We start from the raw sequence: 13,917 nt of genomic DNA, 5'->3' as shown, positions 1-13,917 counted from the left end.
CAATCCAGGATACGGCGACCCGATTTCGGTCAGGTTTCCACCGCTGCGGTGTCCTATCGCAGTTTGAGCAACACCTGCTTGGACCACTTCGCGTTGACCGTCTTTGCCGAGGTAGGCACGAATTTGGCCTTGACCTTGATCGAGGACGAGTACCGCTTCGGCAACTTGACCACGATCTTGCCCTTGCGCTTGGCCGTCAGCTTGACGGTCTTCACGACCTTCTTACCGACGCGAATGCGCACCTTGCCGGTTGCCGCACGGCCGTTGGTCAGCGTTGCCACGCGAACGGTCAATTTCGGCTTCGTCCCGGCACGGAACTTCTTGCCGGACACCGTGACCGACTTGGTGGTCGCCTTGACCACCCGGAGCGATACGCCGGCCGACTGCGCCTGCGCCGATTTGCCGCCTGCGGTCAAAGTGGCCGCGAGCCCCCGGTAGGTGCCGACGGGCAGCCGTGCCGGGACCGGGAGGGCTGCCCGATAGATCGAGCCCTGCTTGACGACCGTGGCCGTGCCGAGCAACCTGCCGCCCGCGCGGAACGCGACGACGCCGGAGGTGACACCGGACACCGTAGCCGAGATCGTCACTCGGCGCTTGGCCACGGAATCGTACGCCTGGCTGGGCTTCGACAGCACCGGAGCACCCACCTTGGCTACGACCGGATCGACCGGCTTGGGGTCGCCGCCACCGGGTCCGTCCGGGTCCACGGGCGCGGCCGCCACGGTGATCGTTGCGCCCACGACCTTGGAGAGTTCACCGTCGGTCACTGTGATATGCACCTGGTACGTTCCCGCCGCCGCGAAGGTGTGGGAACCGGAGACGATGCCATCCTGCACGGTGACCTCTTCCAGCGCGGTGCCGTCGCCCCAGTTCGCGTACGCCCGGTAGTCGCCCCGGCCGCCCGATGCCGTGGCAAGTTCGGCCGCGAGCGGCTTGCCCGCCGTGGCGCTCGGCACTTGTCCGCTTGAGGCCGCCGCGAGTGGCGGGACAGCGGAGCCGTCGAAGGCCAGCGCCACGATGTGCGCCTTCCCGGCCGGAATGTCGGTTCCCTGGTCTTCGAGGCGAATCCGGTTGAGCGTCTTCCCGGGTTGCAGGGTCACCGGGTCCGTGGCGAACACGGCAAGGTTCTTGGCGGGCAGCTCCTGGCCCGCGTCCTTGAGGCGGCCAGGCGCGTTGAACACCTGGGTGTTGCCGGTGATAGGGTTACCGGCCTTGTCCACCCAGTCACCGAAGGTGACGTCCACCGCCTGCTCGGTGCTGTCGCTGTAGCCGAGCCAGACTCGGACGGTCCGCTGTCCCTGGTTGGCCATTCCCAGGAACGAGATCCGCTCACTACCCGGGTTCGGGGACACCGCGAAGACCTGCCCGCGACCGGTAAGGGTGTCGCTGTTCCCGGCGAGAACGTCCGGGAGCGTGTACCGGAAGGTGCGACCAGCGAGCTGGATCGTCTGCTCCACGCCGAAATCGATCCCGGCGGCGCGAATCTTGGCGCGGTCGTACGCGTAGCCCTCACCGTCGCAACTTCCGCCGATCCCGAGCTCCGAGAAGCACGCGACGTTCGCCGCGGATGCCAGCTGTGTGGCCGTGCGATTGTCGACGTAGACGTTGACCGGCACCTTCGCGCTCTTGTGCTGGCCGCCCTGCGATGCGTCGACCGTCACGACGTGCAGGCCGGGAGTGCTGAACACCAGATTGGCGCTCACCACGTAGCCGCCGAACGGATTCGCCGTCACCGTGCCCGGGACGGGACCGTTGCCATCGTCAACCGTCACCGTGGGCGCCTGGCCGTTCGTCGTCACGGTCGCGAGCGTCCCGGTGAACACCGTCCCCGCACGCACGTCGAGCGCGTCGGACGCGTGGACGGCGAGCTGACCCGCCGACGACCCGCGCTTGACGACCAGGAACTCGACCTCCGACAGCGCGAGATCGCCGCCGCCGGTACCTGTGACCACCAGCCGGTAGCGGCTGTAGGAACCCGGCGATGCGACCGTGAACGGCCTCGTCTGCGTGCGCCAGGGGAACGCCTCCCCACTGCGCTGGTCCAGGATCGTCCAGGTTGTTCCGTCATCGGAGCCTTCGAGTCGCCAATCGCGCGGATCCCCGCTGGCGGAACCGGCACCATTCGTGAGGGTGTACTCGTCCACCGTGACCGGCCCGACCTTGGACGACCCCGTGACGCTGCCGCCGGGCGAGGAGAACTGCGCCACCGCACTCGAGGTGTTGTCGGCGAGCGGCGCGGCCGCGGTACCGACTGCGGAGATGCTCGCATACTTGGCGTCGAGGAAGTCGATCGACGGCGTCGGCTGCTCAGCGGGCAGGACACTCTCGCCCCAGCCCGAAGGCTGCTCGCCCATCGTGAAGTCGAGCGTGTGGTCGGAACCGTCGAACGCATCCGCGACGCCCAGCGAGGCCTTCTGCAACGGCGCGCCATCCAGCTTGGCCGTCTGCACGTAGACGTTCTTCACCGAGTTGTTCGACGCGTTGATGGTGACCTTTCCGTCACGTCCCAGCGGCTTGACTACGGCCTTGCCGTGGACGGGCGAGCCCACCGCGTATTCGCCAGAACCGATGGCTAGCGGGTAGAACCCGAGCGCCGAGAACACGTACCACGCGCTCATCGCGCCATTGTCCTCATCGCCCAGGTATCCCTGGCCGATGTCCGAGCCGACATAGAGGCGCTGAACTGCCTCACGCGTGAGCGCCTGCGTCCGGCTCGGCTTGCCCGCGCCAGCGTAGACCCACGGGATGTGGAACGAGATCTGATTCGAGGCGCCCCACTGGCCCATCCGCACGTCGCGAGCCTCGTACGTCTCGTGAATGCGCCGCGTATTCGCCGTCTCCGGGGTTGCGAAGAACGTGTCGAGCTTGGCGATCAGGCCCGCCTGCCCGCCGTACAGCGCAGCCAGCCCGTCGACGTCGTGCGGTGTATGGAAGGCGAAGTTCCAGCCGTTCGTCTCGGTGTAGGTGTGGTGCCCGGTCTCGGTGCCCGAGTCCCAGTCCTCCGGGTTGTACACACTGGTGCGATTGGACAGGTCGTACGCCCCCGGCGCCAGCAGCCAGTCGCCGTTCGCCTTGCGCCCTTGGAAGAAGCCGAGCGGCGTGCTCGCGTCCCCCGGATCTCCCACGCGGGAGTCGAAGAGGTTGACGTAGCTCTCGGCCCGGCCAAGCAGATACCTGGCGTCGTCCGCGTAGCGCGCGCGGCGATCTGCGGCCACGTTCGTGTCCTGCGCCAGCTTGGCCGCCATCTTACCCAGCGCGTAGTCGTTGATGATGCCCTCGAGCCCCCACGACACCGACTGGTCCAACGACGCAGGACTGTAGCCCAGGAAGATCGACTCGTTCAGCGCCTTGCGCCCCACCTGGTCGGCCACGTAGTTGCCGTTCGCTTGGATATTTGAGGACGAGGCCGCCGTCGCGTTCTTGAGCCCAGCCGCGTAGGCCTCCTCGGCCAGTGATGCCGGGATGGCCCCGGCGATGTAGGCGTCCGCGAACGACGCGTCCGAGCTCGTCCCCGTCATGGAGTCCTTGTAGCCCGGGGTGGACCAGCGGGCGATCCAGCCGCCGGCCCGGTACTGCTCGACAAAGCCGTCGATCAGGTCCTTCGCGACGTCCGGATACAGCAGATTGTACAGGGGCCAGGCCGTGCGATAGGTGTCCCAGAAGCCGTTGTTGACGTACATCCTGCCGTTGTTGATCTTCGCGTTGGTGTCGGTCGCGGTCGCCGCGCCGGTCGTGGCGTTCACGGGGCTGGCATACTTCCACACCGGCGTCGCCGCCGAGCCGGTGTTCTCGTGCTGCGCGTTGGGGTAGAGGTTCAGACGGTAGAGGCTGGAGTACATCGAGATCTTCTGCTCGTCCGTCGCCTGCTGCAGGTCCACGACGCCGAGGCGCTGGTTCCACGCGGCCTGCGCGGTCGCGCGTACCTGGCTGAAGCTCTTGTCCACGACCTCTAGCTCGTAGTTGTGCCACGCCTGGGTCACGCTCATCAGCGACGTCGCGATGCGCATCTCCACAACCCGGTTACCGGGGTCGGAGGTATCGAAGGAGACGTACTGGGCGCCGCTGCGGTCACCAGCGGCTGTCCCCTGCGCGACCGTGGAACGGTTGAATCGCGCATGGACGAACATGCGCGTCGTGCCCTCGGCGCCGCCCTGCATCCAGCCATCGAACCCGGTGTTGTCGCTCCGCAGGGTGAAGCCCGCGTCGTGCGACACCTTGTCGAGGAAGATCGTTCCCCGGTTGTTCGCGCTCGCCGGGAATGTGAACCGGAGGATCGCCGCGTGATCGGCGGGCGCGATCTCGGCCTTGATGCCGTTGTCGAACGTCACCGAGTAGTAGTCCGGCCGCGCGATCTCGTTGTCGTGGCTAAACGTCAGCTGGCGATTTCCCAGGCCGGCGTTGGGCGTTCCATCCGTGGTGACCGACGGCATGAACTGCATCTGATTCCGGTCGTTGATCCAGCGGCTCGGCTCGTGCGAGATGGCAAGCCCCTGCAGCCGCGGCTTGTTGGCGGAGGTGTTCGATCCCTGGTACTTGTACAGGTCGACGTTAGACGACCCCTCAGTCAGCGGGGTGTAGAAGTTGAATCCATTGGGTACGGCCGTCGCGGGGAAGGTCGCACCACGGGTGTAGTCACCCGTGGAGTCGGAGCCACGGCGTGTGTCCACATAGGCGGTCAGGCCATCGGCCGATGTATCGATGACGCGACCGCTGCCGATGCGGATGTCATCCACCCAGCCGGTTGGAGTGGAGGCCGCCGAACCGCTCGGGTTGTCGTAGGAGAGCAGTACCTTGTGAACGGTCGCTCCCGCGAGCGCACCCAGGCCCACCCGCACCGAGTTCCACTGACGCGCCAGGAGCCGCTTGGACTCGCCCTGACCGCGGGCGGTTGCGGGGAACCCGTAACTGTCCGTCAGGCCGGCGAGCGACATGCGCTTGGGCGTGCTGCTGCCAGCCTCCGTGTATTCCAGATCGACCGCGACGTAGGTGGCGGGCCAGGCCAGTTCGAGCTCGTCCAGATTGGGGAAGATCTTGTAGGTGAGTTCGGTATTGGATCCGATCTGCAGGTCGAGGTCCTGGTAGAGCACATTGGTCGTGCGAGCGGCGCCATCGGCCGTGTGGAAGCCCCAGTAGCGCAGCGCCTTGGTGCCACTGAATCCGACCTTGGCCTTGGCGACGCGGCTCGACCAGGGGCCATCGTCTACGGCGGTCTGCCATGGAGTCACATTCGGTGTCGAGGACCCTGTTCCGATGAGTTCCACACCGGCCAGTTGAGTGCCAGCCGCGCCGTTGTTGTCGCTCACGTCTATCCGATAGCGCGAGTAATCGCCCTGCTTGTCCGCAGGTACAGCGAAGGAATGCCGAGTGTGCAGGCTGGGTGCGCCCCCATTGCCCCACAACTGACCCGTGCGGGTGTCCAGGGTGGTCCAGGTGTTGCCGTCGTTCGAACCCCGCAACGTCCAGTTCTTCGGGTTGCGGTCGGGGGCGTCGTTGGCCGTGGTGAGCACGTACCGCGTCACCCGCTGCGGGCCGGCGAAGACGAGATCCACCTTCGGCGTCTTGGTGTTGGCGAACCATTTGGTCAACGGGTCTCCGTCGATGAGCTTCGCGGCGGATTCGTTCGGGGCGTTTTCCGCGCTCGCGCTCACAGATGAGGGAGCCAGGTTCCCACGCGAGTAATTGGTGCCGGAGAAGTTCTCGGTCGTCGCTCCGGCGGCCGAGTAACTCGTCGAGTTGACGAGACCCGCCGGGGCAGCGACCTCATCGAACGACGTGTAGAACGGGTTGGTCTCGGCATTCGCGGCCTGCGCGCTCGGCATACTTGCTCCCAACGATCCACCGCACAGTGCGGCGATGGCGAACGCGGCCGTGATACGCCGACCGCTGCGTGAACGGCGCGGTTTTCCGATTGACGACAAACGCATCTCAATACCTAACTGTGGGGGATCACTCGTAGTGACGTTCTCAAGGATGTTCTTGTTTAGTGGGATCTACCGAATGGCTTCCCCGCCCGCCGCACGATAGGCGCCGGGCGGGGAAACCGGCTTATCGGGCAGCCTGGACGGTGATCGTCCTGGTCACGGTCCGGAGGGCCTTGTTGCCTGCGAATTTCACCGCGAACTTGACCCGACCGCGGACCGCTACCCTTGCCGTCTTCGCTTTTCCGCTCTTGCTCACACGGACGGTCGTTACCCGTTTGCCGTTGACGGAGACGGCTGCGCGACCGGTGGCGGATACGCCCTTGGGTTTGACCACAGTGATGCGGAAACTGGCTATGCCGCCCGAGCGCTTCACGCTGATCTTTACCTTCGGCTTCGCCTTGACGACCGAAATCCGTTGCCGGTGAGTGCTGGCCGACTGGCGCGCGGTTGCAACGGTGCGGGCCACAATCGTTCGCTTACCCGATTTCTTGAGCGCGGGAAGCTTGATCCTGGCCAAGCCGCTGGCGGGCACGGTCACCTTGCGCGTCTTGCCCCAGCCAGTGAGTGTCACCCGTCCTCCGCGCCAGGTTCCCGTACTCGTCACGCGAACGGTCGCCGTCGTCTTCTTGCCCACCGTCGCTTTCCCGATGGTCACCCGAGTGGTCACCCGGGCTTTGTCGACCGTCAGCACCTTGGTCGCGGAACGTGAATCCCGCCAGCGTCCCATGTCCACGCTCCGGAACTCAGCGGTAAGCGCGTGATCACCGATCGCCAGGGATGAGGGTATCGTCACCTTTCCAGAGCCGGCCACAACAGTTCCGCGAGCGATCTCACGGCCCGATTCGGCGATTATCACGGTACCCGCGGGCGCGCCTGCACCACCGGACGTCACGGAGACTTCCGCGACGACGGGACGCTTCGCGTCTGCTACCACGGCGCTAGAGCTGAGCTTGAGCACTGTGGCGGTTGGGACGCTCACTTCGGCGGCCGGAGTAACTGTGACGGTAATCGATCGTTCGACCCCTGATGACAGGCCCGTGACGGTCAGAGTGTGCTCTCCCGTGATGGAGGGCACGACTACCTCTGCCGTGAACGCCCCGGTGGAATCCGCGGTGACCTGGCTGCTCGCCCCGCCCTGCCAGGCGAGAGTGATCGATTCTCCTGGAGTGAAGCCGCTTCCCACGATCGGCAACGCTCCGCCCGCGATGACTCCTCCGCTTCCGATGTCCCCCAGGGTGATGTCGCCGACCCGGGTGACTCCCGTCGGGCCGTACACCTCGAAGTCCCACATCGAGTACGACCACTCGGTGCCTCGCTGCACTCCGACGAAGCGGACGTAGCGCCCCTGAGTGCCCTCGGGCAAAGCGATGGTCTGGTCGCCACCGGTTGCGCCGGTGATGGTCTTGGCTACATCCCAGTTCGCGCCGTCGAGCGAGGTCTCGATCCGGAAATCTCGGCCATAGGCCCCTTCCCAGTTGATCCGTACAGCACCGATCTGCTGGGCACGACGAAGGTCTACCTGCGCGTTCTGCGCATCGGTCGCGGCAGATTCCCAGCGCGTGAACCGGGACCCGTCAGTGAGGTTGGCTCCCACATGGTGGGTGTTGGTCGTGCTCGACACCTGCACCGGGACATTTCTCGCAAGATCGCCTAGGTGGACTTCGATTGCGCGCAGGTCGAAGGTACCGATGGGAATGGCGACGCGCACGTACCTCGCCTTACGAGGAGTGAACGTGGCCGTCTCACGCCCGCCGAGGGACGAGACCTGAGTCGCAGTCGTCCAGGACGAGCCATTCGTGGAAGTCGCGATGGTGTAGTCCGCCGGATGGGTGGCTCCCCAGGCCACGAGGGCTGACCCGACGCTGTGCTCGGCGCCGAGATCGAGGACGACGTTCTGCGCCTGCGTGGTCGTCGCGGCCCAGCCCGTCGTGAAATCGCCATCGACGAGGCTCGCGGCGGTCACCGCGCTGACACTCGTGGGGGAAACACCCACCCCTGCGGCCAGAGCCAGGTCACGGCTCGGTGACACGTCATAGGCGATGGGCTCACCGTTGGCAGAGATGGTGTGCCCCTCGGTCGACAACGTTGCTCCGGCCGGAAGTTCCACCAGCACGATGGAACCGCCCGCAGGCACTGGCACCGTTACCTGTCCGGACGCGCCACGCGCCAGATAGGAGCCCGTAACTGCGTCATACAGGTCGCGTGATCCGGTGAGGGGGATCTGCACCTGGGCAACCGACCCGGTCGGGTTGTAGATCAGCGACGTGGGATAGGCATTGTTCCCGAAGTGATCCAGGGCGTTCAGATCCGTTCGCAGGACGTCTGCCACGTTCGTCGGTTTGATGACGGACATGAATCCGATCCAGCCCGAACCGTAGAGACCCAGGTTCGTTGAGTCCGGCCCCAGGTTCCACCCACCGGATCTTTCCGGGTGCGTGACATCGGCCGTGGCCAGGATGCCGACTCCGGAGTGCGGCTGCAACCCCTCGTACGCGATTGCGCCGGCACGCTTGTCGGTCTTCCATCCCGTGGACGATCCCGGCTGACCGGTCTGCTGCGTGCTGATCACGCCCTCCTGCTGGTTCGCAGCCACTTGGTCGGCGAAGAACCACCGGGCCGACGTGTTGACGTTGAGCAGCCAGCGACCGACGGTGTTGGCATACTGCGTGTCGTACTTGGCCGCCGCGGCCAGCCAGGTCGTCACGAACGAGTTCATTGCGAAGGCGTAGCCTCGAGTCGACGAGTCACCGTCGAATCCGGTGTCCGAGAGGCTGCCAGAGAGTCCCGACACCGTCCTACTGGCCCACCGCAACGGGCTGGTGCCTGCACTGCGGAACCCACCGATTGTGCCCCAGCCGTTGCGGGCAACAGTGTCGTACTGGAGCCACTGGAAATACTTTGCCACGTCGTAGTTGGTGCCGTGCATCGCGTTCATGCGCGCGGCCAGGTACGGCAGCAGCATCGTGATGATCTCGTAGTAGCGGTTCTCGCTGGAACGATCCATCGCGTCCATCGTCCACTTCGCGGTCTGGAGGTATTTCGCGTCACCGAAGTGATCGTGCGCCCAGATCAACACCGCAGCCGTAGCCGCTCCGATATCCGTGGCCTGGTTCCAGCCAGCGTTGATGATGGGCTTCATCTCTTCGAAGTCATAGTCCTGCATGTTGAAATCGGCGTTCGCGCCGCCGATCTGACGGACCATCGCGTCGTAGTTGTCTGCGATGCCCCGCAGGATCTCGTCCATATCCGTGGCATCGGGATACATCGATCCCATGGCGTAGTACAGGACGTTGGGCAGGAACTGGTACCAGCCGTCGCGCGTGCCGGGGATGTCCTTGCCATCACCGGTCTTTCCGAGGAGCGGCGTGTTTCCTGCCACGCCGATGCCCTGATGAACGAAGGTGCGCATCATGTCGACGTAGTTGCAGGTGGTCACACCCGAGGGCAGATTCGGCTTGTTGCAGGGCTGGTTGCTCTTGTCGATTCCGATCAGCGTGCCGGAGATGATGGACGAGAACTGCGTCACCGATTCCTGGTAACCATCGCCGTTGTTCGTGCCGAGCCGCTGGATGCGATCATCGCCCCAGTAGGCGGGCATCTTGAATGAGGTTTCGCCCGGATCCATGTTGTACGCGGTTGAATCCTCCATGATGGTGGTGAAGTCACCGCGGTTAGTCCAGTCGTACGCGAGGTCGTCGAACGCCTGTGCGCGCTGTACCCAGTCGAAGGAGTGGCTCCCCGCCACTCCGAATGCGGGCACGGGGGAACTCTCGAACGACGCCACCCCGCCCGTCACGATCTGGTCGGCGGAGATCGCCCCGGCGGTGGTCGGGGCGAAAAGCGAAATCGCGCATCCGAGGGCGATGGTTGCGCCTATCGCGCGCCTGTGAGATGTGTTCATCGGATTCTTACCTTCACCGTCGTTGTGTGGTTGCTGGACTTGTAGGTTCCGTTGCCGCTGTACCTCGCCGTGACATTCGCGGACTTCTTGAACTTCGTCGTCGCTTTCGCCTTGATCTTGACCGTGGCAACGAATCGCGAACCAGCCTTCTTGATCTTTGCCTTGCCGAGGGTGTGCTTGCCAGCGGTGAGGCGCACTGTGCCGGTGACGCGGGCGCCGTCGGTGCCCGTGAGCACGACCCTCACCGTCGCCGGATTGTTGCGCATGATCTTCTTGGTGGACTTCTTCGGCTTGATGACGCGCGCGGTCACCTTCTTGATCTTGGTCTTCGTCACGTTCACGCTGAGACTGCTCGATGAGGCCGCGAAATCGCTTCCCGTCGGCACATACGTCACTGTGGCGCCGAGCCGCCCCACCGCCAGGTTCTTCGGCAGCGACACGGTCGCGCGACCGCGGACCAACGCGGCGGAACCGAGGATCCTATTTTCAGCACGGACCTCGACCCGGCCGGAGGGAACAGCCCCGTCTGCACGGACATTCACCGCGACGCGCGCGGTCACTCCGTATCGGGTACTCACCTTGCTCGGTGCGACGATGGTGGTGTCCTTGGGCGTACTCGGGTCCACTGGCGCGGCCTTGACGGTGAACGCGAGGCGATAGGTGCGGGTTGTCACTCCGTCCTCAGCTGTCACCAGCACGGTTGTGGTTCCCGGCAGCGCCGATGCCGGGGTTACGGTGACACTCGCCCGCTGGTCGGTGGCAATACCCGTGACGCCGGGAACGATCGTTGTACCAGCGGGGAGTTCGACGGCGTAGTCGGTCTTGCCCGCACTAAAGCCGCTCAGAGACGTGCCGCCGACGCTCAACGACGACAGTGATGCATCTGTACTCGCCTGATACCCGCCCTCAGGGGTGTGAGAGACGCCCGTTTCCGAGACATCGATCGTGGGTGGCAATCCGCCGTGCCCCACCGCGGCCCCGCTGAGCCGGATCGTCGTGCCATCAATGTCGAAGCCGAACTTCTGGTTCCTGTGAGTGAGCCCAGAAACACCGCCTGTAGCACCCTCCAACCGCAAGAAGGTCGGGGTCCCCTCGTCGAGACGGTAGCCGTTCGAGATCAGCATGAAGTCGATGAAGTTGGAGATGCCGAACAGCGAGGGACGGACGCCCGATGCCTTGATATGACCGCCGACCGCGCCGTTACCGGTTTCGTGATACACCTCCGCGAACCACTTCGCGATGACCATGTCTCGGTTGAAGGAGTTGACCAGAACGTTCGCCTGATCCAGCAGGTCCTGGCGCGTGTAGTCGCCGAAGGCGCCGGCGTCGAGCAGCCCGTACGTGATCAGTTGAACGTCCGGCGCCTTGACGCGGATCCGTCCGAGACCAGCGAGCTGGCGGTTGTCGTCGTAGTCCCACTCGTGGCGCTGCAGGACCTTCGCCTTGAAGTTCGCGCCCAACTCGTCGGCGACGAGCGCCGTCGTGGTGTAGTACGACAGGCCCTGGCGCACCCAGCGCCCCTTCTGGTCACGGTAGGGCTGCCCTTCGGTCTCCGGGTGCTCGGGGATCGAGGTGCGGCTCGTTTCCAGGAACACCTTCTGCACGGTCGGCCACACCTTGCCAGCGCCGTCCTGGGTGGTCGGGAAGAACCAGTCCTCATAGTCGCGGGTTAGCGACGTGATGAGCGACGTGTACTGCGCCGATAGGTCATTGTGACCGAGAAGATCGGCGATCCTCACCGCAAACTTCAGGTCATAGATGAGCGAGGCCACGAACTCGCTGTCGCGTTCGTCCGTCGCGTCGTTGCTTCCGAAGATCCAGCGCAGGTTGTGCGACTCCCAGATCAGGTGGGCGTGCAACTCGTCGAAGATCGACTGGAGTTTGGCCTCGTCCCCCGTGACAGAGTAGAGAATCCACGCGGTCTGCGCCTTGCGACTCGGCAGGGACTCGCCTTTGAGGCCGCCCTTCGCGTCGACCCCGTTCGTGTCGGTGGGCGCGGGGCCGTCCATCTTCACCGACTTCATCATTCCGATGAACGAATCCCAGGAGGCGCTCGGGTTGGTGTAGACGAGTTGCTGCATGCCCAAGAGCGAATCCCAGGAGGCCACGTTCTTAGTACCGGGCGTACCGTGCATCCATAGCGATGGCTTCCCGGTACCAACCTGCGCATACAGGTTTCCGGTCTCCGGCGTCGCTGGCAGGACGTTCATCTCCAGGTTGATCCAGGCATAGAAGTAGAACACCCGCATGCGATCCGACTGCACGCCGCCATCGGCGACGCGGTTGATCGAGTAGTCCTCGAGAGCAGGCACGCTGCCGAGGTATTCATTCCAGTGCTGGGTCCAGTGCGCGATTCCGCTCGCCTGCTCGTCCCTGCTCGCCCGCGCTGCGGTACGGGACTGCGTCGCGGCATCCGACTCGCCCGCGACTGCCCAGGCGATTCCGATGTAGCGGTCGGTCCCATCGGCGGGCAGTGCGGCCGACCAGTAGCCGGACGAACTCGTCGGGGCAGCGGTGCCGGGGTCCCCGTTCTTGAAGGATTGCAGGCCGCCATAGAATCTGACTTCGGAATCGAGCGGAAGGGCGACGCTACGCGACGCGTAGGGTCCGGTGACAGTGATGGTCCGGGTCGCAGCGTCGTAGGCGGGATTCGAGTGCTCCAGCACTCCCCCGACGGCAAGGTCGCCGTCCCCGGTCGCGCTGATCTTCCGTACCAGGCCATCGATCTGCCCGGTGGAGAAGTAGTCCTCCGTGTCGACGGTGATGTTGTCGTAGGTTCCCCGCATCGTCACGGATGCGGGTGTCCACGCGTAGTCGACGTTGTTGGCCTCGAAGACGGACGAGGAACCTCCGGAATGAATGGCGATGCGGTCAAAGCGAGTCGATGTGTTGTGACCGACTTGGAACACCTTGAGCGTGAAGTTCTTCGAGCCCGTCCAGCCCGTCAGGGCGCGCAGGTTATAGGTGAATACGCCGTGGCTGGCGGTATCCACCTGCAACGGGATGTCTCCGCTTCCGGAGTTGACCTTCACGGCCCATTCGCCGGTACCCGAGGATGCCTTGAGCGACAGGAGCGGGTAGGTGTCGACGTTGAGCCCGGAGATCTGGGTGGTCGCTGCACCCCAGGCGTCGCCGGAGCTGCCCAAAGCGATGACGCCCTCACCCGCGGAGGCAACTATCGATCCGTTCGAAGGGCCCGACCATCCGCTCACGTTGTCGAAGTTCGTCTCCCAGCCGACGGCCTGTCCGGTGCTGGGAAAGTCGTTCTCCCCGATCTTGTGGATCGAGATCGAGTCGAACGTCACTGAGACATTCGACGAGCCGGTGTTGTATGTGCTGGCCCACAACCGGAGCCGGAACTGCTGAGCCCCCGTGCGGCCTGCTTCCGCAAGCTTCTTGGCGAGTTCGACGGTGAATTCGCCGGTCACGGACGAATCAGGCTGGAATTTCACGACTTCCGGTCCACTTCCCCCGACGAAGTGGGCCTCGATCGACCAGAGCCCGTTCGCGGGGCTAATCGAAGGCACATGGACGGTCAGCAGGGGCTGGTCACCAGGGCTGAAGTTGACGAGGGGCGATTGGAGGTATCCCCATTCGGCGCCGGAATTGGTGACCGTCACCTTGCCGCCCGAGTACACGGAAGTGGCATCGCGCAGGGTCCACCCTGCCGCCTCGGTGGCCGCTTGCGAATCAAACGACTCGTTCAGCGAGTATTCCGGGGCCTCCGCTCCTTTTTCGTAGACATTGAGGATGTTCTTTACGTGAATAGCCTCGTCGTGGGCGTAGAAGCCGTTCGAGAGAGGAAGGTTCGTCCCGCCCGAGTACTCGATCTCGCTCCGTTCCGTGGTGGCCCCCACCTCCTCGAACGCGAAGGGGTTGATGACGGTACGCGAATAGGGCACGGAAAGCCAGCGAGGCTGGGTCGTACTGGTATCGCGCAGGTCCGCCACGGTCGGTATCTGCGGCAACGCGGCAGTGGCCACGGGTGCAATGAGTGCACCAGCGGCGAGAAGCGCACCGATTCCGGTGGCGGCGATGCCCTTGAGTACTCGATTCACGAGGAATCTCCTTCTGGAAGCCCGCCTGGCGGTAGCC

Annotated in this window: 3 protein-coding genes; all 3 read right to left on the bottom strand. The window is 64.6% G+C overall.

Going from position 1 to position 13,917, the window contains the following annotated elements:
• Window positions 1-53: 53 nt before the first annotated feature.
• Window positions 54-5,819: a GH92 family glycosyl hydrolase gene (locus FB461_RS01390; RefSeq protein ID WP_170222543.1), complete on the bottom strand. Its 5,766-nt coding sequence runs from the start codon at window positions 5,817-5,819 to the stop codon at window positions 54-56.
• Window positions 5,820-6,045: 226 nt separating this feature from the next.
• Window positions 6,046-9,822, bottom strand: coding sequence for a discoidin domain-containing protein (locus FB461_RS01385; protein WP_142118252.1), 3,777 nt, complete (start codon window positions 9,820-9,822; stop codon window positions 6,046-6,048).
• Window positions 9,819-13,880, bottom strand: a complete 4,062-nt coding sequence (locus FB461_RS01380) for an Ig-like domain repeat protein (RefSeq protein WP_142118250.1) — start codon at window positions 13,878-13,880, stop codon at window positions 9,819-9,821. The genes FB461_RS01385 and FB461_RS01380 overlap by 4 nt, the downstream gene beginning before the upstream one ends.
• Between the last annotated feature and the right edge of the window lie 37 nt (window positions 13,881-13,917).

This window comes from Rarobacter faecitabidus (assembly GCF_006716265.1).
Lineage (GTDB): Bacteria > Actinomycetota > Actinomycetes > Actinomycetales > Cellulomonadaceae > Rarobacter > Rarobacter faecitabidus.
This window is presented reverse-complemented; position numbering and strand designations above follow the sequence as displayed.

What these genes read in the sequence shown, in the direction of transcription:
- FB461_RS01390 (WP_170222543.1), bottom strand. Translation starts at nt 5,819, where the DNA reads ATGCCGAGCGCGCAGGCCGCGAATGCCGAGACCAACCCGTTCTACACG.
- FB461_RS01385 (WP_142118252.1), bottom strand. Translation starts at nt 9,822, where the DNA reads ATGAACACATCTCACAGGCGCGCGATAGGCGCAACCATCGCCCTCGGA.